This window comes from Candidatus Macondimonas diazotrophica, assembly GCF_004684205.1.
Classification (GTDB): Bacteria; Pseudomonadota; Gammaproteobacteria; order UBA5335; family UBA5335; genus Macondimonas; species Macondimonas diazotrophica.
On sequence record NZ_SRIO01000016.1, the window covers coordinates 14,797 to 36,818 of the forward strand.

Sequence of the window (22,022 nt, forward strand, 5' to 3'; positions counted from 1 at the left end):
GCCACATGAAACTGCGTCATCTTTATCCGGCCCTGCTGCTGGGACTGGCCCCGACGGCGACCCATGCCGAAATGACTCGTATGAGCTATTCCCAGCTGGCCGACGTAGGCGGGCAGGCTTATTACATCAGCCTGGGATCGGTTGATATTCCCTTCGGCTTCAAAACCCTGGCTGAGCGCCATATCGAGATCGGCCCGCTCGGCATCAGCGCTTTCGCCCAGGGAGTGGAAAGCCGCTCGCCCAACTTATTCGCCATTCCGCGCAATCTCCTGGTCGCCAGCTTCAACGGCATCAACACGACAACCTACACAGCCATCGGCACCGCGCTCGAGGTGGCACCGCCGCCCGTCGGAACGCTGGGCCCCTTGCTCTGGAGTTACGTCCCCTTGGTGACCTTGAAGTTCGAGTGAGATCGTCACGGAGGAAGGCCAGACGTCGAACGCATCGCTGCATTTCGATCACCGGTTCGTCAACACTGGATTGACGAACTGAAAAAACGCGGCCGAACGCTCTCGCTTCACCGAAAAGTCATTGATTCCACAGAGCTCTATGGTAGGATGAGGCTGCTTGAAAAGCCGCTCTATTGAAAAGGAGTTCTTGCATGAAAAAGTTTCTGCTCCCGTTGACTGCACCGCTGCTGGCCGCCCCGCTCGCCGCGCAGGCTGCACTGCAACCGCTTGACGATGACAGTCTCTCGGCAGTCCATGCCCAAGGCTTTTACACCCTCCGCGCCGGCGAGCTTGATCTCTACACGCTGGATACCACGACCATTGGCGCACGCAATGTTCGTGGCGTTGAATTCTCAACGGTCTATCAGGCCGCCTATAGCCGCGCGCCCAACGTAATCGACACTGCCAAAGACACCGCGCTCGAGACCACCAATGCAGCGCTCGTGCCGGTAACGGTGTCCCTGCGTGCACAGTTCGCCCTCATTCCGATCGTCGGTGATGCACTGGCCGCCCAGTACACTCCGGTTAAAGTCGAGTTCTCACCTACCATTCCGAGCACATAAGCTTCTAGTAGCCCAATGAAGGGCGGGCACCGTCCCCGGATGGCTGCCCGCTCCGATCAGACCGAGAGGACTTATCGCCCAGTCAGGCTAGGCGCCCCAACACATCGATGGCCTCGGAGACGTGGCGGGTGGCGCGAAACTGGCTTGAGAAAATGTGCCCGATGACGCCATCCCGATCAATCACGAAGGTCACCCGGCCCGGCAAGATCCCAAAGGTGGCAGCCACGCCGTAGGCCTTGCGAACGGCACCGTCCTGATCGCTGAGCAGCACGAACGGCAATCGATGCTTTCCGGCGAAACGCGCATGCCGGTCCGGCGCATCGGAACTGATCCCGATGACCTCGGCGCCGACCTGCTTGAAGTCCTCGTACTGATCCCGGAAAGCGCAGGCCTCCGCGGTACATCCGGGCGTGTCGTCCTTGGGATAGAAATACACGACGACCGGTACACCGCGATAATCCGACAGGGAAATCATCCGTCCTTCCGCATCCGGAAGGTGGAAATCGGGCGCCTTGTCGCCTACATTGAGCGTCTTGCTTGCAGTCATCCCGGCTCTCCTCCTGCTCTACAGGCCACTACCGACTATGTGAATTCCATCGGGTCTGAGCCAGTATAGCCCGCCCCTGCTGCTTCAAGTCCTCAAAAAAAGGGGGCTTGCCGCCCCCCGTTTGGTTGAACAGGAACTGCCGCCCTTATTCAGGCTTGAAGGTGCATTTGGACTTGGACAACACCACGTTCCCCTTCTGGGTTTCAGCCTGGACGATCGCCACACCCGGCTCGACCACCCACAGCTTGGTGACGATGTCATCGCCGGGATAGACCTGATCGGCAAAACGCGCTTCGAAGGAGCCGAAACGCGCCGGATCACTGCCGCAAAGGGTGTGCAGAATCGCCCGACCAACGAAGCCGTAGGTGCAAAGGCCATGCAGGAACGGCTTTTTGTAGCCCGCCATCATGGCGAAATTGGGATCGATGTGGATGGGATTCGGATCACCGGACAGGCGGTAGAGCGCCGCCTGCTCGGGCCGCGTGGGATAGGTCACGACATGATCCGGCTCCCGCTCCGGCGCCACGTTGATGCCTTCAGAGGACGGACCACGGTCCCCGCCGAAGCCGCCTGCACCTTTCAGGAAGATCGTCGCATGCGTCGTGCAGATGGGGCCATCCTTATCCTGCACCAAACCTTCCACACCCAGAACGGCGGCCTTGCCCTTGTCCCACACTTCGGTGATCTTGCCAATGCATTCCACCTTCGCCTGCGGGGGGATCGGACGATGCTGAACAATCGCCTGCTCGCCATGCAGCAGATTGGCAAGGTTCATCTCCACCTTACCCATCATGCCACCCAACGCCATCATACCGGGGATCACGCCATAGGTCGGGAGAACCTTGGGACCCTTCTGCTCATAGACGAAGGCAAGCTCGGTATCCGGCTGACATCCCACACCCAAGGCATACAGCTGTATGTCCTTCTTGGTCCAGGACGCCGGCATGGGGCTAAAGGTTTCACCGACGAGATCGGGAGAGATTTTCTTGGCCATAGGAATATCCTGCTGTTCCTTCAACAGTGGAAAAAGGTTTCCAAATAGTAGGTAGGGGTCAAAGCAGCGTCAAGAAACGACGAACCGTTCGAAATTCCCGCGGTCCCACTTGGCAGCCCGGTGTCATTCAGATTCCCGCGCCTGAACCGATATGATTGACGCTAGGCGCCTGTCATCGTGGCAAATTCATTCGTCATCGAGGAGTCTCCCCAATGCGCCGGACCGTTCTGATCACGGGCACTTCATCCGGAATCGGTAAAGCTGCCGTCATGGCTTTTCACCGTCATGACTGGCAAGTCGTGGCCACCATGCGCAATCCCTCGCGCGCTGCCGACTTTGGCTGGCCAGCCGATATTCTGGTCGAACGGCTGGATCTGAACGACCCGGAGAGCATCGAAGCTGCGCGAGCTGCCGCCGAATCGCGTTTCGGCCATGTCGACGCCCTGATCAACAATGCGGGCTACGGTCTCACCGGCGCCATCGAAACTTGTACCTTGGAACAAGTGCGTGACTCCTTCGAAACCAACCTATTCGGCACTCTTGCAGCCATCCGTGCGTTTCTTCCCGGCATGCGCGACCGCAACCGCGGTGTGATCGTCAACGTCACCAGCATCGGCGGGCGCATGACCTTCCCATTTTATGGCTATTACAGCGCCGCCAAATACGCGCTCGAAGCAACCAGCGAAGGACTCTGGCACGACCTCTATCCCAGTGCGGTCCGTGTCAAAGTCGTGGAACCCGGCTTCACGCAGACGGCGTTTGCCGAAACCGGCCTCAAAATGGGCACGATCGACCTGCCCTTTTACCGCGAGCGAATTCAGCGCCTGACAGAGCGCCTCAAGCAAGGCAATACGGGAACACCACCCGACGTGATTGCCGAGTGCATCGTCCGCGCTGCAGAGGATCCGAGCCGGCGTCTGCGCTATCATGCAGGCCTTTATGCCGGCCCACTCCTGGCTTTGCAGCGCCTCCTTCCCGGCACCTGGTTTATGACATTGCTACGGCGCAATACGGAAAAATGAGCGGTTCAACCGCGAATGCCCTATCCTGACCGTCTCGCCTCCCCTATAATCGGCGCTGCCAAAATGAGGGCGATGAACAAATAATACCGCCCGCGTCAGGAAAACCGATCGAGAGGCCGAGAAACATGATCCAGCGTCTAGCCGGCATCGCTGTATTGGCGATGCTCTCGGGTATGGCACTGGTTGCGAACGCCGAATCGGGCGACCCGCAACAGGGCAAGGTCAAATTCCAGGGATGCATCGGCTGCCATGCCCAGCCGCTGGCGACCAATGCCTACCCCACCTTCAAGTTCCCTAAACTGGCCGGTCAGCACCCCGAATACATCGTCGCTGCCCTCAAGGCCTACAAAAGCGGCGAACGCAGCCATAAGACCATGACCTTCCAGGCCGGCTCTCTGAGCGAGCAGGACATGCTGGACATTGCCGCCTACCTTGCCACCCTTGACGGACAGTGATTCCGCGCCTTTCCCGGAGATCGTGACCATGCGTGCAATGAAGACTTTGACGCTGCTCGGCCTGATCTGCCTTTCTGTTCCGGCGGGCGCCGCGGGCGATGCCGCAGCCGGCCAGCAGAAGGCAACGCAGGTCTGCGCCGCTTGCCATGGCCCCACCGGCAACAGCGAAAACGCGCAATACCCCAAGTTGGCTGGCCAGTACCAGGACTATCTGGAGCATGCACTGAAGGGCTATCAGAATGGCGACCGCAAGAATCCTGTGATGACCGGGATGGCGCAGCCATTGACCGAGCAGGAAATCCGCGATCTGGCGGCGTTCTATGCTAGCCAAAAGGGCTTACGGGTCGCGCGCTGAGCGGCCCCGATAGCGCGCTTGGGTGGTGCAGCCCGATCAGCCCGCCATGCGCGCTTGTTCGCGGGCGGGCATCAACACTGCCTCGATCGCTGCTCGGGACTGAATCGCCAGTGACGGCCGGTTGGCGTCCGCCGTCGGCAGCGGTGGCAAGAAAACCACCCGGGCGACCATCGAGCGCGCGCCCAGAAGCGCCCACACATGGCTCAGCAGCGTCTGATCGCCCACAAACGGCGCCAACGGATGAATCGCCGCCCCTGTCTCGGAACAGGGATAACTGATCGCGACGGGCTGGACCGGTGCGCGTGCCGACAGCGCTGGCTGATACAACCGCCCGTAGAACTTCCCGACCTGTTGTCCGTTTCCCGTGGTGCCCTCTGGAAACAGCGTGACCGCTTCACCACGCCGAAGTTGCCAGCTCATGATTTCGATCAGACGCTGACTGCTACGCACATCGCCGCGGCGTAGAAACAACGTCCCCAACCATTCGGCCATCCAACCGATCAGGGGCCACTGCGCAACCTCCGCCTTGGCGACGAAGATCGACGGCGAGATCGCGTTGAGTACGACGATGTCCAGCCATGAGACGTGGTTGGCGACCCGCAGCACGCGCGCATCAGTCGGTGCACCTTCCGCAACGATCCGCAGGCCGAGTTGACGCGCGAGCCCGCGAAACCAGTACATCACCACGCGGTTGCGGATCGGCCGCCACCACGGTTTGGCCAAGAGCCAAAGCGGAATCAGGACGGCCACGACCAAGCCCAGCGCATAGACGAGATGCAGTGCAAGCCGGGCCGCGCGCCCGATGCGAAGCAACCGAGCGCCATTCATGCTGCAACCCGGAAATGTCGAGCATAGCGTTGGGCCACGCGTTGCTGGTCGAGCAGGATGAACACATCGGCCACATTGAAGTCCTCATCCCAGCACGGATCCGCCGAGATCTGCGCGCCTAGACGAAAGTAAGCCTTGAGTAAGGGCGGCATGGGCGCCGCCTGCTGATCGGCCCCATCGAAGGGCGGTAGGCGATGCCGGGCCCGGATTTCTAGACTGGCATCCAGCAGTTGCTCATGGCGTAACTGGCCGATCAATGCATGAACCGCCGCAATGCCGCGGTCGAGCCCAATGGAGCAACAGCCGATCAGATAATCGTAGCGCTGCGATTGAAGAATCTCGGCTACCCCCATCCACAAGGTGGCGATAGTCAACCCGTTGCGATAATTTGGATGAATGCAGGTTCGCCCCAGTTCCATGAACCGCCCGCTACGGGCCAGAACGGTTCCCAGGTGAAATTCGGTTTCTGAATAGAACCGTCCTGCGCGCTGGGCATCTTCGTGCAACAGGACTCGGGTATAGCCTGCGATCATCTCGGCCGATTCATCCCATACCAAGAGATGCTGGCAATAGTCATCGAATTCATCCACATCATGACCCGGGACCAGCGTGTGCAGCTTGGCACCCATGTCTTCCGCGAAGATTCGATAGCGCAGACGCTGGGCATCCCGAATCTCGTCCAGATGCTGTGCCATACGGACTTTGAGCGTCGCTTTCTTTTCCGGATCGTGGCTGTTCATCTGTTCGCGCATGCGCACTCCATCTTGCCGAACCCTTTAACCGACAGAGCGTAGGAAGGCGCGATGACGATCCGGTGAATGGATGATGACGGTTGGATGATGGCGATGACACGCCTTGAAGCGGTATAGTGAACCCGTGTGATCCGAGAAAAGTATGCGGGAGAATGGAGGATGGCTTCAGCCGCACCGAAGAGCACGACAGCCGAAGAAACCTTGTCGGCCATCCTGCGCAACGGCATCCCGCTGACCGGGTTTATGGGCGTGACCATCCACGATTGCAACGCCGAGCATCTTCGCCTCGCTGCGCCCTATGAGCCGAATCGAAACCACAAAGGCGCTGCGTTCGGTGGCAGCTTGGCGGCGCTGGCTGTCGTGACGGGCTGGTCTGTTGTCGAGCTGGCGTGTCGGGAGCGCGACCTGGATGCGGAAGTCGTGATTGGTCGCCTCGACGTGAATTACCTCGCACCCATCACCTGCGTGATGGTAAGCCGATGTGTCCGACCGGATCCCGAAACGCTGAAGCGTTTCGTCGATAATTTCATGATCCGCGGCAAGGCGGTGATGGATTTGGAGATTATAATCGAAGGCGAGCGCAGCGCTCATTCAGTCATGAGTCGCGCACGCTATGTCGCCTTGCGGCGCAAATCAGAGAGAGACGCCAAGAATTAGATTGAGGAGGTTTTGCCATGGCGGCGATCCTAATGGAGCAAGAAGCTCCGCGGTTTCTGGGCTTGAGTCCGCGTCAGATCAATTTCGGTGGGTTCTCCATCTGTGTGCTACTGATGGCGTATGCCTATTATCTGCAGTACGTGGAAGGCCGCGAACCCTGTCCATTGTGCATATTTCAGCGCGTTGGACTGGTGGCGCTGGGTCTGACCTTCCTGTCCATGACCGTGTACCAACCTGGCCGCATCGGCCAGCGCATCTACGCTGTTCTGCTAGGCCTCATTGCGATAGCTGGCGCGGGCGTCGCCGGCCGACATGTCTGGCTGCAAAACCTGCCGCCTGACAAAGTACCGGCCTGCGGACCGGATCTGGCGACGATGATGCAGGCCTGGCCGTTGCAGACCGTCATTCAGAATGTACTGAGAGGAAGCGGCGAGTGCGCAATTGTGGACTGGTCGTTTCTCGGGATCAGTATCCCGGGCTGGTGCCTGATCTGGTTTATCGTGCTCGGTATTGTGGGCGTGACGGTGAACATCCGCGCCTCACTCGCCCGCTAACCCCGCCAGCGCATCGCCCCAACCGACGATCGGCTGATGACGGATCATTACTCCCCGTCATCAGCCGCCACGCTCACAGGTGTGCCACGATCTCGTCAACGTAAAGCGGTCCTTCATAGACCTCCTTTCCGTCGATGAGCACCTTGCCGTGCTGCCCGCCGGTAATGGGCTGCGCGACAAAGCCGTTCTTGTCACTCCATGCGGTTGCATCACCGCCATTGGTCACCTTGACGGTGACCTTGGCTTTCTTGATCGGCTGTCGATTCTGATCAACCAAGCGAAACACGAGCATTGCAATCTCCTCATCGTTATGATCGCGATGTTGAACATCACCTTATTGGCAACCCGCTCGTCGAATCCCGTGCCTGAATGATCAGTGTAGCGTAAACGCCTCGAGTCAGGCGGATCGTGGCGGCAGGTATTGCCGCCAGTCATGTCCGCCGTCGCCAAACGCCAGAAAGTACGGATTAAGAATCTCGGCCTTGGTGTTGTAGCGCATTGGACGACCGTCCAGGTCGGTGAGCTGACCGCCGGCAATCTCGAGTACGGCCTGCGCTGCTGCAGTATCCCATTCACTGGTCAGTCCAAGCCGTGGATAAATATCTGCCCGCCCTTCGGCCACAAGACAAATCTTCAGTGAACTGCCCATGCTGGCCAGATCACATGAACCCAGTTTTTCCAGATAGGCCGCAACCTCCGGGCTCTGATGACTCCGGCTCGCCACCGCAACCACACGCTGGCCCGTCGGACAAGGCCGCGTTGCGATGGCATGAACTGGCCCGTCCGCATCAGCCTTGAACGCACCGCGTCCCTCGCTCGCGGCGTAATACACCCCGGTTGCCGGTACATGAACGACGCCCAGAACCGGCCTGTGGTTATCGATCAACGCGACGTTGACCGTGAATTCCCCATTGCGCTTGATGAACTCCTTGGTACCGTCGAGCGGATCGACCAACCAATAGCGCGACCAGCGCGAGCGTTCGGAAAACTCGGGCAACCCACCTTCCTCGGACAGAATGGGCCAATCCGGTGTCAATGCGCCGAGCCCGACCGCCAGGACTCGATGGGCAGCCAGATCCGCTTCGGTTAAAGGCGAAGTATCCCCCTTGTCCTGTACCGAGAAATCGTCTTTTTCGTAGACGGACAGAATGGCCTGCGCGGCATCGCCGGCCAGCCGGATAACCGGATCGAGCAGTGCATCAAAGGTCGACATGACCATCAATCTCCGTGAGGTGGTGTTGTCGTCGGAGCCGGACGTCGACGCGGACGCCGTCGGCGCCTTTCCGGGGATGCCGAACCTTCGGCTCCACCCTGAACGGTCGTCTTGGGCGTGGACGGGGGTGGCACATCAGCCACATCGGGCAGCTGCTCCACCGGTATCTTGTGCCCGATGTAGTTTTCGATATCCGGTAAGGCGTAACAGTAATGCTCGCAGCACAAGGAAACGGCATCACCCTGAGCGCCGGCACGGGCGGTTCGGCCGATACGGTGCACGTAATCTTCGGCATCCTGCGGCAAATCGTAATTGATCACGAGTCCCACATCAGCAATGTGCAGCCCCCGGGCGGCAACATCGGTCGCCACCAACACCTGCACACGGCCCTCGGTAAACGACTTCAGTAGTCCCATTCGCTTACTCTGGGGCACATCCCCGCTCAGGCGACCCACAGACAGCCCGAGCGCGCGCAGGCGCTGATCGATTTTCTCCGATGCCCTGCGGGTGTTGACGAAGATGATCGTTCGTTCGCCGCAATGTTCGGCCAGCAGCGCCCGCAACACGGAAAGCTTCTCGTCACTCGAAACATGATAAAGCCGCTCCCGTGCACCGGCCGCTGTCATCTGTTCGGATTGCGTGCGGACCAGCTGCGGATTGTTCATGTGCTCGTAGGCCAACTCGGTCACACGATGGGACAGCGTCGCCGAAAACAGCAGATTCAGGCGACGCGCCGGTGGCGGCAACCGGCGCATCAAGTACCGCACGTCACTGATGAAACCCAGATCGAACATTCGATCTGCCTCGTCCAGGACGACCACCTCGATCGCCTTCAGGTCGAAAACACCCTGCTTCAGGTAGTCGATGAGTCGTCCTGGCGTCCCGACCAGCACATCCACGCCTTCTTGAAGCGCCTCGCGTTGCGCATGATAGCCGGTGCCGCCGTAGACCACGCCGAAATTCAACCCGGTCGCTTCTCCGAGCTGAACAGCATCACGATGAATCTGAACGGCCAACTCGCGGGTGGGCGCCAGAATCAACGCGCGGGGCTGGGTTTGGCTGCGCTGGGGTGAAGCCGCATGGGTCAACAGTCGCTGCATCAGCGCCAACAGGAAGGCTGCCGTCTTTCCGGTGCCGGTCTGGGCCTGCCCGGCAACATCGTGTCCCGCCAAGGCCAGTGGCAACGTCGCTGCCTGAATCGGCGTGCACTGGGTAAAGCCCACCAGCGCGGTTCCTGCGAGCAGCGCGGGATGAAGCGCAAGTTCGGAGAAGGAAACCGGAATCCCGTCGGGAAAGGATGCCGCGGTCATGTGGCAACTCCCGACAGGCCGAACGAGTGGATGGGAACAACAGCCCTATTGCATTTGAGGTCGGTCACTGGGTAAGCTAACTCCGAGCAGTAAAATTAACTTATCTATTCTGCCTCATCCGGTCAGGTCGAGTCACACCCGGCTTGGTTCCCGCCGACGCAGTCCTTGCGTTTCCGGCACGAGAATCCAATTTTTCCTTTAAGTTATCGTGGAGGTATGTTTCGTGAGCGGTGTCATCACCCATGTCACGGATGACAATTTCGAGCGGGAAGTACTCCAATCCCAGGTCCCGGTACTGGTCGATTACTGGGCCGAATGGTGTGGTCCCTGCAAAATGATCGCGCCCATCCTGGATGAAATTTCCGAAGAATATTCAGGTCGACTGAAGATCGCAAAACTCAATATCGACGAAAACCCCCAGACGCCACCGAAGTATGGGATCCGAGGCATTCCAACATTGATGCTGTTCAAGGGCGGTAACGTGGAAGCCACCAAGGTAGGCGCACTGTCGAAATCGCAGCTGACCACATTCTTGGACGGCCAACTCTGATCATCATGGACAATCCCACGGCGGAGCCCCCGATCCATGGAGGCTCCTGCCCAGAATCACAAAGAACTTCCTCATAAATACGAAAAGCGCACGCCGCCGAAAGCCTAAAGCGGCGCCTGATCCAGGCTTGAACGATTCCGCCGGCACGCATGTGCGGCCGGTCCCGCCATCCATCCCAGATACACCTTCCAGCGCAGCCTTTTTTGAGTACAACCTCATGAATCTGACCGATTTAAAAAAAATGCCGGCCGCTGAGCTCGTTGCCCTGGCTCAGTCCATGAATATCGAGGGGACTGCACGGTCACGCAAACAGGACATCATCTTCTCCATTCTCAAGCACGCAGCCAAAAACGGCGACGAAATATTCGGCGACGGCGTGGTGGAGATCTTGCAGGATGGCTATGGTTTCCTGCGCTCGGGGGACAGCTCGTACCTAGCCGGACCGGATGACATCTACGTCTCGCCCAGCCAGATCCGCCGCTTCAATCTGCGCACAGGTGATACCGTCACCGGGCGGATCCGCCCCCCCAAGGAAGGTGAGCGCTACTTCGCACTGCTGAAGGTCGACGAGATCAATTTCGAACGCCCGGAGGCGTCTCACCACAAGATCCTGTTCGAGAACCTCACGCCTTTGTTTGCCAAGGAAAACCTGAATCTGGAGCAAGGCAATGGCAGCACCGAGGATCTGACGTCGCGCATCATCGACATGATCTCGCCCATCGGCAAAGGTCAACGCGGACTCGTCGTCTCCCCGCCCAAAGCGGGCAAGACCATGATGCTGCAAAACATCGCGCATAGCATTGCAGCCAACCATCCCGAATGCTATCTCATCGTCCTGCTCATCGATGAGCGTCCCGAGGAAGTCACCGAGATGAGTCGCTCGGTGCGTGGTGAGGTCATCGCTTCCACCTTCGACGAGCCGGCTACCCGCCATGTACAGGTTGCCGAGATGGTGATCGAGAAAGCCAAGCGGTTGGTGGAACACAAGCGGGATGTGGTGATTCTGCTCGATTCCATTACCCGCCTGGCGCGTGCCTACAACACCGTGATTCCCTCGTCCGGGAAGGTGCTTACCGGGGGTGTGGACGCCAATGCACTGCATCGGCCCAAACGGTTCTTCGGCGCCGCCCGCAACATCGAAGAAGGCGGCTCGCTGACCATCATCGCCACGGCTCTGGTCGACACCGGCTCGCGCATGGACGATGTCATCTATGAAGAATTCAAGGGCACCGGGAACATGGAAATCCACCTGGAGCGCCGTATTGCGGAGAAACGCATCTTCCCCGCCATCAACATCAATCGCTCCGGGACGCGCCGTGAGGAGTTTCTCATCCAGCAGGAAGAGATGCAGAAAATCTGGATTCTACGCAAACTCCTGCACTCAATGGATGAGTTGGCAGCAATCGAGTTCCTGCTGGATCGCATGAAGAACACGAAAACCAACAGCGAGTTCTTCGACACCATGAAACGAGGCTGATCACCGATGAGCCGCAAAACACTTTCACTCGACGAACGCCTGAACAACTATCTGTTCGCCGCTGGGGTACGTGAACCCGAGCTGGCACGCACGTTGCGGGAAGAAACCGCGACACATCCCGAATCCAACATGCAAATTGCGCCCGAGCAGGGACAATTTCTGGATTTTCTGATTCGCAGCCTGGGTGTTCGGCGCGCCATCGAAGTGGGAACCTATACGGGTTATAGCGCGCTCATCACGGCACTGGCACTTCCGGCTGACGGCGAATTGATCGCCTGTGACATCAATGCCGAATGGACAGCCATCGCGCAGCGTTATTGGTCACAGGCCGGGGTGGCCAACCGCATTCAGTTGCATCTGCGCCCAGCTCAGGAAACCTTGCAGGCGCTGATCGATTCAGGCCAGTCGGGCAGCTTCGATTTCGCCTTTATCGACGCGGACAAGACGGCTTATCCCGCCTACTTCGAAGGCTGTCTGGAACTGCTGCGCCCGGGCGGCGTGATCGCGATTGACAATACGCTCTGGTCTGGGCAGGTCGCCGACCCGGCCGTAACCGACCCGGATACGGTTGCCCTGCGCGCATTCAACACCGCCCGCCGAAGTGACGAGCGCATCGATCTTTGCCTGCTTCCCTTGGCTGATGGATTGACTTTAGCGCGCAAGCGGGCCTGAAGGGTCACGCCGAAGGCGACACGGCCCGTGCCGACACCGCAGCGGGTTTCGCCGTATTGGCGATCCTTGCGAATCGCCGATTGATCGCTGCGGCGGAAATCAGAATCCGAGTCGGGCGCCGATACGCCACTCGGAAATTTCCTGCCCGCGAAGGTCGCGCTCGTATTCACCGGCCATGAACGAAGCAGTCAGCCCCAAATTGGGCGTCAACTGATACAGCGCACCGAAGGAGTAGCTCAGTAATTCGGATGTCAGGTTGTTGCGGGTGTTATCCAGTGCATTCTGCAAAACACCGAACTCAAGGGACAACGCCTGTTGAATACCCATGCGCAGGCCACCACCGAGCCCATAGCCGTGCCACCGTTCGGTATCGAACCATGCATCATAGCGATTGAGATACGACAGCTCACCGAATAAATCCAAGGAAACGCCGTCCAGCAGTGGCATTAAGCTGTACTGCCCCCCCACCCCGGCCGAAAGGGCATCAAGGGGAAGGTTGAATGAGCCAACCTGCTGCGGATAAGGGGCATGTTGATCGGTGCTCAGGAAAAGATGGTCCCCAAGCGGATGCAGGACTTTCGACTCAAAACGCGATCCGCTCAATCCGTCGAATCCGATATGGGCCTGATAGGCGCGCTCGAGAATCTCGCCGGACAGCAAACCGGCTTCCTCTGCCTGCCCTACACCCGTCATCATTCCAAGGGAGAGAATCGTCAAGCCGATTTCTTTTTTCATCAAAGCATCCTACCGTTCGCACCCTGACCATCCATATCGGTCAACGCGGGCCTTACCGCGCCGCCCGGAGTTTACCCACCTGCGCACTGCAGGAAAACCTGTCTGCGAAAAGACACTGTGGTGGCGGCTTCGCGGCCATGCTCATGGCATTGCGGCGGCCGATGAAAAAGTGGACCGTGGCCACGTTGCTGCGTGAACGTTTTCCGATCCTGCACGCCTACCCACCGCTGACGGGAACTGGTTATCTACCGGCTGCTGCCGCGATCAGCATGGCCAAGCGAACGGGTCGGATCAATGCGATCGCGCAAGCACTGCTTGATCTCCTTGGCTTCCGGAAACCGCCCCTCACGCGATCGGGACCACAATAGCTCATCCCCCAGCCGGATCTCGAATATGCCACCGGTCCCGGGCCGCAACGCGACTTCGGACAAATCATCACCAAACGTCATGAGCAACTCTTGCGCCAACCATGCGGCACGCAATAGCCACTGGCATTGCGAACAGTAGGTGATACTCACGCGAGTGCTTTCCATCCGCCGATCTCCCGCGCACATCCGGCCGTTCGCGACGGTGCCCCGAACGCCCGCGCGCTTCTACTCATGTTCATTATATTGAAAAGCGTGGATCTGTCCCGCCCCAAACCCAACGCCAGTGCCCCAAAAGTGAGCACTTGTCATGCCATGGAACGGGGCGGCGGTGTGCCGCCATGACGCTGACACCATCCCCATGGGCCTTTGATTCGGCAGTGACGAGCCGGATCATGCCCGAGGCGAGGTGCGGACAAAACAACCGCTGAATTTCCACCACTCACCGGGCAAGGATCCATCGTTGCCTTGCTGCACCATGATGGCGATGAAATCGGGAAGGTGAATTCTGCCTGGGCGACCATGGCGCAACCGGCTTCGCTCGACAGGCAGCCGCCGGCTTTGTAGGCAGAAGTTCACGAGCCCTACTGAATCGCCTTGACCGCCGCAAACAGGCAGGCCGTCTGCCAAATTGGTCAACGGTGTTTCGCCGCCCCACGCCCTGGATCGTTCTGATGGCTCTGCATCACGGCGCGCCGCCGTATGGCGCTCCATCGCCATGACCGGCACTCGAGTGTTGCTGAACTGAACTTTCGGCTGGACGCAAACGTCAACCTGGAATACGCGCTATCGTGCGGACCGATCCCGATCAACGCTGACTCGTGATACCCATATCGACGCAGGGCATCGGAAAGCTGTCGCCACGGCTTGACGCGCGGTCTTGATAGCACGCCAGATGGACGCGCCTTGCATGCCGCATTCTGACCAGAGGGCCGATTCGCGGGGCGTCCATTCGTACGCGCCTGCAAGGACAGATCTGATGCCCGAGCGGACAACGTTCATGGCGGATACAACACGTGATGCACGCATTCGGATAGGCTATCGGAAACGAGTGGCCATCTCGCAGGAGAGACCGTGAAATCCTTGTGCATCGGCGTCTTGGGCGGTTCTGGTTTCGTCGGCCATCATTTGCTTCCGCATCTGCATGATCAAGGGCACCACCTCCGAGTGTTCACTCGCTGGCCAGAGCGGCATCGCGACCTGCGGGTACTGCCCGGTCTGGAACTGCGCGCCGTCGATGTCCACGATGAAGCAGCCCTCACCGAGGCGCTGAGAGGATGCCAGGCCGCCGTCAATCTGGTGGGTATTCTCAACGAAACCGGCCATACCCACCGGACATTTCGCCACGTGCACGTCGACTTGCCGGCAAAACTCGCCCGCGCCAGCAGGCGGGCCGGGGCGACACGGATCATCCACCTCAGCGCCGCCGGTGCCGATCCCAATCATGGCGCCAGTATGTACCTGCGAACCAAAGGCGAAGGTGAACAGCAGCTGCATATCAACGGCGGCGATCGCTTGGACATTACCATTCTGCGTCCTTCGGTGATATTCGGTCCCGGGGATCTGTTTTTGAATCGCTTCGCTCAACTCTTGAAATGGGCACCGGGCATCTTTCCCCTGCCATGCCCGTGGGCGCGCATGCAACCGGTCTTTGTCGGAGATGTCGTCCTGGCGTTGGCCGCATGCCTGGATCGCCCCGACACCATTGGGCAGCGCTATTGCCTGGGTGGCCCCCATGTCCATACGCTGATCGAGCTGGTCCGCCAGACGGCGGAGACGGCCAGGATCCGGCGCGTGGTCGTCCCGCTACCCGACATGATTTCGCGTTTGCAGGCCGCCATCATGGCGTATTTACCCGGCAAACCGTTTTCCATGGACAACTATCACTCGACCCAAATCGACAATGTCTGCCCGACGAATGCATTAACGACCGTCTTTGCCCTTGCGCCGCGTAGCGTAGCGGCAATGTTGCCCACCTATCTCCCAATGCGCGGGTCACCGCGACCATGAATCGTTCCAAAACAGAAACCCTGCAAACCTATCTCGTCGGGGGCGCCGTCCGCGATGAGCTGCTCAGCCTGCCCGTGCGGGAGCGCGATCACGTCGTGATTGGCGCCACCCCAGAGCAAATGCGCGCCCACGGCTTCCGCCAGGTCGGCCGCGACTTCCCGGTGTTCCTTCATCCGCGTACGGGTGAGGAATACGCACTTGCGCGCACCGAACGCAAAAGCGGCCCTGGACATCGGGGGTTCGTGGTCCACGCCGATCCCGACGTCGATCTGGAAGAAGACTTGCGCCGGAGAGACCTCACCATCAATGCCATGGCGCGCGCCGCCGACGGCACGCTGATCGATCCCTACGGAGGACAACGTGATCTGGCCGCACGACGGTTGCAGCATGTCTCACCGGCCTTTGTCGAGGACCCACTGCGAATCCTGCGTGTCGCCCGATTCGCAAGCCGCCTCGCCCCACTGGGCTTTTCGGTAGCGCCGGAAACACTCGCGCTGATGCGCCAGATGGTCGAACAGGGAATGCTCGCCGAGTTGACCGCCGAACGGGTCTGGCGGGAGTGGGAAAAGGCCTTGGAACAACCCGTCCCTGGCGTGTTCTTTACGGTCCTGCACGCCTGTGGTGCCCATCAGATGCTCTGGCCCGAGCTTCCCTGGCCCGACCGGGATCCACCGGTTTGGCGTACGTTTCTCGATGACTTGGCATTACGCGAATCACGCCCTCGATTACGGTATGCCGGCCTCTGGCTCGCCGCCGCTGTCGTCCCGACTGCGCACGCCGCGGTCGCCCGGCGCTACCGGATTCCGGTTCGCTTCGCCGATCTGGCCAATCTCGCCCTGGGTCCCGGTGCATCCCCACCTGCAGGAACAGACGCCGAAACATGGCTGGGCTTTCTGGAAGACACCGACGCCCTGCGCCGGCCAGCGCGATTCCTGGAATTCCTCGACTTGCTGGCCGAATGGGAACATTTTTCGCAGGCCCGATCTCCAAGCGCGGCCTGCCTGCGGCGCGTGTTTCAGCAGGTGAACACGGTATCCAGTGATGCCCTGCGCCAGGCCGGGCACAGCGGATGGGCCCTCGGCCAGGAAATTCGCAACGCCCGCCGACGGGTGATTCAGGATGTGCTCTGGGAACGTCAGAATCAGCCTGACTGACCGCCCTTGCCGTCGTGCGGAATAGTCGACCCCGTGCCTCGCACGTCATAATGACGCCGTTTTTCCCGCAGGAGCCAACCTGGATGTCTGCCTACCTCGCCGCGCTCGTTCTGGGCATTATCGAAGGGCTAACCGAGTTCCTTCCCGTATCCAGCACCGGCCATCTGATTCTCGCTGCTGAATGGATGGGCGTACATGACGAGAAGGGCAAGCTCTTCGAGGTCGTCATTCAGTTGGGCGCCATCCTGGCCATCTGCTGGGAATATCGCGCGCGACTGGGCGGCGTCGTGGGTGGTCTTTCGAGCGATGCCCAGGCGCGGCGCTTTGCCACCAACGTGATGATCGCCTTTCTGCCCGCCGCCGTGCTGGGCGCGCTCTTCATCGGCCCCATCAAGTCCGTGCTTTTTCAAACCCCCATCGTCGCATCAGCCTGGATTCTCGGCGGTATTTTCATCCTGTGGACTGAACGGCGGATGCATGAAGTGCACGTTCATGAGGTGGAGGACCTGCGCCCGGTGGACGCGCTGAAAGTGGGCCTGGCCCAGACCTTGGCGCTGATTCCCGGCGTCTCCCGTTCCGGCGCCACGATCATTGGCGGGCTATGGTTCGGCCTCTCGCGCCGTGCCGCGACGGAATTTTCCTTTTTTTTGGCGATCCCGACCATGTTCGCCGCCGCTTCCTACGACCTCTACAAACATGGCGCCCTGCTGACTGTCGAGGATATTGGGCCATTCGCGGTGGGATTCGCCGCAGCCTTTGCCAGCGCTTTCATTGCCGTCCGTGCCTTGCTGCGCTACATCCAGCGCCATGATTTCAGTGTGTTCGCCTGGTACCGAATCGTCTTCGGAATCCTGATCCTCGCCGTCGGCTGACTGCCTCTGCGCCCGGCCCCGATCAGCGCTTGAAACCTGTCGCATCATCCCCCGCCGTCCTGTACAGACACTGACGAGCTCGCCCATCTCGTCTCGATCCCAAAGGACGATGGGCCACGCTTGTCTCAGATCGCGATATCGCTTCCGGATATGTGGGCATGCTCGCCGGTATTGGACATAATGGTTGCCTCCTCCGATACCGTTGCCATCCTGTCCACAATGGCCTGACTGGCGATCAGAACGAAAGCGGCGATCCGGGGCGCCCGGTCGCCCCCGCGACACATTACCGCCGCATCATCCCGATGCGCCGTGGTGCGCTGTACGCCGAATCCGACACCGTCCGAGGCATTGGAGATCGTCATGACGCCAAGATCGTGGTTTGCCTGCGCAGCAGCAACTGTCATGGGCATCGTAACCCCCGCTGGAGCAGCACCGCCTGCCGCATCAGCGCACCATTCAATGGCCGGCCTTCATGCGGATACACGGATCTCGCTGCCGGTCAGGCCGGCCCTAGCGCGGCATCAGAAACAGAACATGCGCGAACACCTCGAAGCCGTCCAGGCGATCGTCGCAGGCCTGGCCACCGGCGATTTCACAGCCATCGAAACAGCCACCCAATGCGAGCACATGGGCGCGGACGCGCCGGGATTCGCCGAGCGCGCGATTGCCTTTCACAAATCGGCCGATGAAATCGCCGCAGCAGCGCGCCGAAAGGACATCCAGGATGTCACCGCCAACCTGAGCCGTACATTGGTTCAATGCGTCGGCTGCCATGCGACCTACAGGCAGGACATCATCGGCAAACGCAGCCACGATCGTCTTGTCGAGCCGTTCATCGGCAGCCATCACTAGATCCGAATGACGCTTCGACGCGGGTCGATAGGCGGCAAATCCCCAAATCATGCTGGGGCACCCAGCCACCTCGCATCAATCCCCTGCTTGCGCCGCGACCAGCGATGCCGACCGTCAATGACGGGCACGACGCCCTTCGAGCTGCGACTGCACGATCATCGCCCATCATGGCCCCGATTTCAGCCCATCCGGCACGTCAATGGTGCGCCGAGCATTCGACGGACGTGGATTCCTGCCGGTACCAACCCGATCAGCCCACTACTTGCCTGTGTTGTTCAATATGGTACCGGCATGCCTCGCTTATGCAGCCGAAATCAGCCCCAGACTCGGGGCCCTTCACCTTGCGCCCAGACCCGAATCCCCCTCTTGGCTCACGGCTCACCTCCTCGCGCATAGCCGCGAAAACCAGGAACCACATGGCCGCATCCTCCGAGTGCGGTGAGGCACAACAGCATCCGTATCTTTACCTGCGGCCGTTGCTCCCTCCGCAAGTAGGCGGATCCGCTGGATGCGCCTCCACTGGCCTTCGGGTGCAATGAGACTGCAATGCTGAATGACCATTCGATCGACTTGGACTGTTGGAAACGGTGGGACCGAAAACGGCAAGACGCCCGACCCGATATATGACTGCTTGGAGTCAATCTCTGACATCGCGTTGTTCTTTTAGTATTTCTTTGGTATTAATCACAACACCATAATTAGAATGGTGTTTTACGCGCTCCTTGATGGAGATGTCAAAGATGACTCACCAACAGAATAAACCCGTTCCGAGCGATCCTATCGTTAGTCACTCTGTAACATTCAAGCGCAGAGCGACCCCGGACCCCGACGGAATAAATCATCATGTCCGCTCTGGACATCGCATGGCCACGGGGGAAATTCTCGATCGCATTTGCCTGTTTCTCCGTTCCGGAAGCAAGACAATCATGCCCGGACGAGTACATGATCCGGTTTCACCAGCGCGTCAAATAAGCAATTATCAATTTGATATAAAACCATAAAATATAGATCGATCCCGGACTGAACAGGAGGCGCGCGCAGAACGTCCTTGATTCGCCCTCAATGCATGTGTGCATCGACTCATAAGAGGATAGCAAGTCCCGAGGATGACGGATGGCTCATTGAACCGTTTTCTCTCACCGCCACGATTTCCACTCAGAGAAGGAGCTGAATACCCAGTCATACGATTAGCTTAATTAACCAGATTACAATTTTGTTGAGCTTGAATGAATCATCAATCGAGCGAGCTGGCTTTGCACCAACTGAAACATATTGGTATGCATCATGCATTCGTGAAAGCCGCCTCATCTGGTTGAAAACTCAATATCCAAGGGAGTCTGAGCAATGAACAAAACCATTACCTTGACCGCGTTGATGGCCTGCTCGATGGGCACTCATGCCAGCATGGTGGAAATGCAGGACGCCGAATTGTCCTCAGTCCGAGGACAGATCAATTTGGTCAGCGTTGTGAATGCAGGCATCTTCAGTGACAGCGTATTCAGTCTGGTGAGCGGCTTCGGCGCTGACAGCCTGGTGTCCGGTGCCCAGATTCTGGGTGGCCGTTCCGTGTTGACCGGCGCGACAGTCCTTGCCAGCGGCTGGCTCTCCGCAGTCAACGTCGCGGGGCTCGCGCCCATTGGGACGCTCTTCAACCTGGGCGGTCTAGCCACGTTCTCCGGCGCCAACACGCTGGGCATTTCCGCATTCTCCGGTGTCAGCCTGCCTGTAGGGGCAACTGGGGCGAGTGTGGTAACCCTGCCGTGGACCTTCAACGGCTTTGGGGTCTTCAACCTGTTCTGATCCTCTGATCCGGCATTGACCATGGAAGTCAGCGATCGCACCGGTCGTTGGCTTCCATGCCATATCGATCAAGCCGTGGTTTGGCAATCCACTCGCGTAAGGAATGCACCAGATGATGACGAAAACCGAACTGGGCGTTTTGCTGTTCAGCGCAACTCTCGGTTATGCCGGTATGGCCCATGCAGACCTCCGGTCGATGGGCGATGCGGAACTCAGTGCGGTCCATGGCCAGCTGGCCATACTCCCGGGGCTGGTGAATGTGGGTCCCCTGTTCAACCTTCCGCTGACCGCCTTCAACCTGTTTGGGGCCACCAGCCTTTTGTCCGGCGTGAATATCGGGGCGCTGAGCGGCGGGACGATGCTGAACATCGGCGGCGTGACGGGCGTCTCGATCACCAATACCCTTGGACTCTCGCTTTTCAGCGGGTTTAGCCTACCGTTGGGAATCACGGGCGTTTCGGTCGTTTCGACGCCGTGGTCGATCAACGGACTGAGCGGCTTGAACGTCTTTTGACCCTGCAGGCGCGCTGACCCGCTTACGGCGCGTCGGCGGCCTGCACCCAAGACGCAAGCGCGCAGCGCAGCTCTCCCCCCGAGCGTGCATTGAGCGCTTCGGCGTCAGCCTTGGCGGCGGTCATACGGTCGGCCAGAGCCGGGCGCGCTGATCGAGCAACTCGAAGGCGATCGGGCTTTCGATGCCACCCTTGGCGAGAGCCATCACCTTGAAGGCCTCGCCCATTTCGCCCGGCATGAGCAGGCGCTTGGTGCGCTGCAGAAGATTGTAGTCCGCCACCAGATCCAGCCGACCCAGATGCGACTCGATGCCGGCGCCGATCAGGAACGCGGCCTGCGTCGTGTAGCCGTCCACCCGCCAGCCGGCAGCCTGGGCGGCCTCGGCAAGCGCAGTGAAATCGACCCAGGCAGTGATGTCCTGCAAGCCCGGCCAGCAGTAAGGGTCATTGTGAGCACGATGGCGATAGTGGCAGCGCAAGGTGCCACTCACCCGCTCGGGGTGGTAATACAAATGGCGCGGCAGACCATAATCGATCCAAAGCATGGCGCCACGCGAAAAGCTAGCGCCCAACGATGCCATCCAGGCCGGAAGCCATGGTTGGAGCTCGGTGGTGTAGCCGGGTGGCAGAACCCAGCCCAGCGCCGACTCGATCGCCTCGAGTTGAGCGATGAGCGCCGGCGAGGCCGGTGCCTGAGCATCCGCAAAGCCGCGTGCTGTGTCCCCACCGACCTGAAGCTCCGTCCAACCCGAGCCGTTCTTGTACGCCCTGACGACAGGCAATGCATCGAGCACCTCGTTGGCCAGAAGCACGCCCTCGATCGGCACTGCGGGCAGCACATCGAGCCAGCGCACCCGGTTGAGCAACTCGGGTACACGGCGGCGCAGCATCGCCCGCTGGCGCTCGCGCAGCTCAGCACTCCGCTCGAGGATCGCGTAGGTTGCCGGCAGTTGACCGCACTGCGCCAGAGTCTCCAGCAGGTCCGCAGCGAGCGCCCCACTCCCGGCCCCCAGTTCGAGCAACCAGGCCTCCGATCCCAGTTGTTCCAGCCAGTGCGCGCACGGGGCAGCCAGTGTGCGGCCGAACAGCGGCGTCAACTCGGGCGCCGTCACAAAATCGCCCTCAGCACCGAACTTGGTGGCGCCGGCACTGTAGTAACCCAGCCCGGGCGCATAAAGCGCAAGCTCCATGTAGCGGTCGAAACCGATTCTGCCGCCGGACTGTGCCACCTCGGCGGCAATATGTGCGCAGAGCCGAGCGCTATGCGCCAGCGCGGCCTCGGACGGAAGGGGAAGATCGGAAGCTGAAGATCCGGTTACCATGA

28 protein-coding genes are annotated in these 22,022 nt (G+C 59.8%); 16 read left to right on the forward strand and 12 right to left on the reverse strand.

The features are described from left to right. The first annotated feature begins 5 nt into the window (after nucleotides 1-5). Together E4680_RS11180 and E4680_RS11185 are read left to right on the forward strand one after the other, a co-directional pair. A complete protein-coding gene (locus E4680_RS11180) occupies nucleotides 6-410 on the forward strand; it encodes a hypothetical protein (RefSeq protein WP_135282500.1) in 405 nt (134 codons plus the stop codon). 191 nt (nucleotides 411-601) lie between these two features. Further along, nucleotides 602-1,012 (forward strand): hypothetical protein, encoded by a 411-nt coding sequence (locus E4680_RS11185; protein WP_135282501.1) that lies wholly within the window; start codon nucleotides 602-604, stop codon nucleotides 1,010-1,012. 82 nt (nucleotides 1,013-1,094) lie between these two features. On the opposite strand, the gene E4680_RS11190 is transcribed toward E4680_RS11185, so the two are convergent. Next, nucleotides 1,095-1,559 (reverse strand): peroxiredoxin, encoded by a 465-nt coding sequence (locus tag E4680_RS11190; protein ID WP_135282502.1) that lies wholly within the window; start codon nucleotides 1,557-1,559, stop codon nucleotides 1,095-1,097. Nucleotides 1,560-1,704: 145 nt separating this feature from the next. Next, on the reverse strand, nucleotides 1,705-2,553 hold the full coding sequence (locus tag E4680_RS11195) for a MaoC family dehydratase (protein WP_135282503.1): 849 nt from the start codon (nucleotides 2,551-2,553) through the stop codon (nucleotides 1,705-1,707). A gap of 212 nt (nucleotides 2,554-2,765) precedes the next feature. Here E4680_RS11195 and E4680_RS11200 point away from each other — a divergent pair, with 212 nt between their 5' ends. The 3 genes from E4680_RS11200 to E4680_RS11210 all read left to right on the forward strand — a co-directional run bounded on the left by E4680_RS11200 (nucleotide 2,766) and on the right by E4680_RS11210 (nucleotide 4,385). Then, nucleotides 2,766-3,575: an SDR family oxidoreductase gene (locus E4680_RS11200; RefSeq protein WP_135282504.1), complete on the forward strand. Its 810-nt coding sequence runs from the start codon at nucleotides 2,766-2,768 to the stop codon at nucleotides 3,573-3,575. Nucleotides 3,576-3,700: 125 nt separating this feature from the next. Continuing rightward, the gene (locus E4680_RS11205) at nucleotides 3,701-4,030 is read left to right on the forward strand and encodes a c-type cytochrome (protein WP_135282505.1); all 330 of its coding nucleotides are present in this window, start codon (nucleotides 3,701-3,703) and stop codon (nucleotides 4,028-4,030) included. 28 nt (nucleotides 4,031-4,058) lie between these two features. Next, nucleotides 4,059-4,385, forward strand: a complete 327-nt coding sequence (locus E4680_RS11210) for a c-type cytochrome (protein ID WP_205688915.1) — start codon at nucleotides 4,059-4,061, stop codon at nucleotides 4,383-4,385. 36 nt (nucleotides 4,386-4,421) lie between these two features. Here E4680_RS11210 and E4680_RS11215 read toward each other — a convergent pair whose 3' ends face one another. Both E4680_RS11215 and E4680_RS11220 read right to left on the reverse strand, forming a co-directional pair. Further along, nucleotides 4,422-5,213: a lysophospholipid acyltransferase family protein gene (locus tag E4680_RS11215; RefSeq protein ID WP_135282506.1), complete on the reverse strand. Its 792-nt coding sequence runs from the start codon at nucleotides 5,211-5,213 to the stop codon at nucleotides 4,422-4,424. After that, a complete protein-coding gene (locus tag E4680_RS11220) occupies nucleotides 5,210-5,965 on the reverse strand; it encodes a GNAT family N-acetyltransferase (RefSeq protein ID WP_135282507.1) in 756 nt (251 codons plus the stop codon). The genes E4680_RS11215 and E4680_RS11220 overlap by 4 nt, the downstream gene beginning before the upstream one ends. 159 nt (nucleotides 5,966-6,124) lie before the next feature. Between E4680_RS11220 and E4680_RS11225 the strand changes: the two genes are divergently transcribed. Together E4680_RS11225 and E4680_RS11230 are read left to right on the forward strand one after the other, a co-directional pair. Next, nucleotides 6,125-6,622 carry a YiiD C-terminal domain-containing protein gene (locus E4680_RS11225; RefSeq protein WP_135282508.1) on the forward strand — a complete coding sequence of 166 codons (498 nt, stop codon included), beginning with the start codon at nucleotides 6,125-6,127 and terminating at the stop codon, nucleotides 6,620-6,622. 17 nt (nucleotides 6,623-6,639) lie between these two features. Next, on the forward strand, nucleotides 6,640-7,176 hold the full coding sequence (locus E4680_RS11230) for a disulfide bond formation protein B (RefSeq protein ID WP_276605626.1): 537 nt from the start codon (nucleotides 6,640-6,642) through the stop codon (nucleotides 7,174-7,176). A 73-nt stretch (nucleotides 7,177-7,249) separates the two neighbouring features. Here the strand turns inward: E4680_RS11230 and E4680_RS11235 are convergent, their stop codons facing one another. The 3 genes from E4680_RS11235 to E4680_RS11245 all read right to left on the reverse strand — a co-directional run bounded on the left by E4680_RS11235 (nucleotide 7,250) and on the right by E4680_RS11245 (nucleotide 9,699). Next, nucleotides 7,250-7,468 carry a hypothetical protein gene (locus E4680_RS11235; protein WP_135282509.1) on the reverse strand — a complete coding sequence of 73 codons (219 nt, stop codon included), beginning with the start codon at nucleotides 7,466-7,468 and terminating at the stop codon, nucleotides 7,250-7,252. 105 nt (nucleotides 7,469-7,573) lie between these two features. Further along, nucleotides 7,574-8,389: a 3'(2'),5'-bisphosphate nucleotidase CysQ gene (gene cysQ, locus E4680_RS11240; RefSeq protein WP_205688916.1), complete on the reverse strand. Its 816-nt coding sequence runs from the start codon at nucleotides 8,387-8,389 to the stop codon at nucleotides 7,574-7,576. A 5-nt stretch (nucleotides 8,390-8,394) separates the two neighbouring features. After that, the gene (locus E4680_RS11245; protein ID WP_135282511.1) at nucleotides 8,395-9,699 is read right to left on the reverse strand and encodes a DEAD/DEAH box helicase; all 1,305 of its coding nucleotides are present in this window, start codon (nucleotides 9,697-9,699) and stop codon (nucleotides 8,395-8,397) included. A 223-nt stretch (nucleotides 9,700-9,922) separates the two neighbouring features. Here E4680_RS11245 and trxA point away from each other — a divergent pair, with 223 nt between their 5' ends. The 3 genes from trxA (at nucleotide 9,923) to E4680_RS11260 (ending at nucleotide 12,398) form a co-directional block, all read left to right on the forward strand. Further along, nucleotides 9,923-10,249: a thioredoxin TrxA gene (gene trxA, locus E4680_RS11250; protein ID WP_135282512.1), complete on the forward strand. Its 327-nt coding sequence runs from the start codon at nucleotides 9,923-9,925 to the stop codon at nucleotides 10,247-10,249. Between the two features lie 217 nt (nucleotides 10,250-10,466). Next, nucleotides 10,467-11,726 carry a transcription termination factor Rho gene (gene rho, locus E4680_RS11255; protein ID WP_135282513.1) on the forward strand — a complete coding sequence of 420 codons (1,260 nt, stop codon included), beginning with the start codon at nucleotides 10,467-10,469 and terminating at the stop codon, nucleotides 11,724-11,726. Nucleotides 11,727-11,732: 6 nt separating this feature from the next. Beyond that, entirely contained in the window at nucleotides 11,733-12,398 is a 666-nt protein-coding gene (locus E4680_RS11260) for a class I SAM-dependent methyltransferase (RefSeq protein WP_135282514.1), read from the forward strand. Between the two features lie 99 nt (nucleotides 12,399-12,497). Here the strand turns inward: E4680_RS11260 and E4680_RS11265 are convergent, their stop codons facing one another. The 3 genes from E4680_RS11265 to E4680_RS11275 all read right to left on the reverse strand — a co-directional run bounded on the left by E4680_RS11265 (nucleotide 12,498) and on the right by E4680_RS11275 (nucleotide 14,218). Then, the gene (locus E4680_RS11265; RefSeq protein ID WP_135282515.1) at nucleotides 12,498-13,133 is read right to left on the reverse strand and encodes a hypothetical protein; all 636 of its coding nucleotides are present in this window, start codon (nucleotides 13,131-13,133) and stop codon (nucleotides 12,498-12,500) included. A 245-nt stretch (nucleotides 13,134-13,378) separates the two neighbouring features. Then, a complete protein-coding gene (locus E4680_RS11270; protein WP_135282516.1) occupies nucleotides 13,379-13,666 on the reverse strand; it encodes an Rdx family protein in 288 nt (95 codons plus the stop codon). A gap of 225 nt (nucleotides 13,667-13,891) precedes the next feature. Next, nucleotides 13,892-14,218 carry a hypothetical protein gene (locus tag E4680_RS11275; RefSeq protein ID WP_135282517.1) on the reverse strand — a complete coding sequence of 109 codons (327 nt, stop codon included), beginning with the start codon at nucleotides 14,216-14,218 and terminating at the stop codon, nucleotides 13,892-13,894. Between the two features lie 354 nt (nucleotides 14,219-14,572). Between E4680_RS11275 and E4680_RS11280 the strand changes: the two genes are divergently transcribed. From E4680_RS11280 to E4680_RS11290, 3 genes are all read left to right on the forward strand, one after another. Continuing rightward, on the forward strand, nucleotides 14,573-15,508 hold the full coding sequence (locus tag E4680_RS11280; RefSeq protein WP_135282518.1) for a complex I NDUFA9 subunit family protein: 936 nt from the start codon (nucleotides 14,573-14,575) through the stop codon (nucleotides 15,506-15,508). After that, on the forward strand, nucleotides 15,505-16,662 hold the full coding sequence (locus E4680_RS11285) for a tRNA nucleotidyltransferase/poly(A) polymerase-related protein (protein ID WP_320410117.1): 1,158 nt from the start codon (nucleotides 15,505-15,507) through the stop codon (nucleotides 16,660-16,662). Before E4680_RS11280 ends, E4680_RS11285 begins: the two co-directional genes overlap by 4 nt. Before the next feature lie 83 nt (nucleotides 16,663-16,745). Further along, complete coding sequence (locus tag E4680_RS11290) at nucleotides 16,746-17,534, forward strand: undecaprenyl-diphosphate phosphatase (protein ID WP_135282519.1); 789 nt, start codon at nucleotides 16,746-16,748, stop codon at nucleotides 17,532-17,534. A gap of 125 nt (nucleotides 17,535-17,659) precedes the next feature. Here E4680_RS11290 and E4680_RS11295 read toward each other — a convergent pair whose 3' ends face one another. Continuing rightward, a complete protein-coding gene (locus E4680_RS11295; RefSeq protein ID WP_167792482.1) occupies nucleotides 17,660-17,944 on the reverse strand; it encodes a hypothetical protein in 285 nt (94 codons plus the stop codon). Nucleotides 17,945-18,161: 217 nt separating this feature from the next. Between E4680_RS11295 and E4680_RS14640 the strand changes: the two genes are divergently transcribed. The 3 genes from E4680_RS14640 to E4680_RS11310 all read left to right on the forward strand — a co-directional run bounded on the left by E4680_RS14640 (nucleotide 18,162) and on the right by E4680_RS11310 (nucleotide 20,700). After that, entirely contained in the window at nucleotides 18,162-18,386 is a 225-nt protein-coding gene (locus E4680_RS14640) for a cytochrome c (protein ID WP_422666677.1), read from the forward strand. A gap of 1,344 nt (nucleotides 18,387-19,730) precedes the next feature. Continuing rightward, nucleotides 19,731-20,186 carry a hypothetical protein gene (locus E4680_RS11305; protein ID WP_135282522.1) on the forward strand — a complete coding sequence of 152 codons (456 nt, stop codon included), beginning with the start codon at nucleotides 19,731-19,733 and terminating at the stop codon, nucleotides 20,184-20,186. 112 nt (nucleotides 20,187-20,298) lie between these two features. Continuing rightward, a complete protein-coding gene (locus E4680_RS11310) occupies nucleotides 20,299-20,700 on the forward strand; it encodes a hypothetical protein (protein ID WP_135282523.1) in 402 nt (133 codons plus the stop codon). A gap of 120 nt (nucleotides 20,701-20,820) precedes the next feature. On the opposite strand, the gene E4680_RS11315 is transcribed toward E4680_RS11310, so the two are convergent. Continuing rightward, nucleotides 20,821-22,020, reverse strand: coding sequence for a class I SAM-dependent methyltransferase (locus E4680_RS11315; RefSeq protein WP_135282524.1), 1,200 nt, complete (start codon nucleotides 22,018-22,020; stop codon nucleotides 20,821-20,823). Between the last annotated feature and the right edge of the window lie 2 nt (nucleotides 22,021-22,022).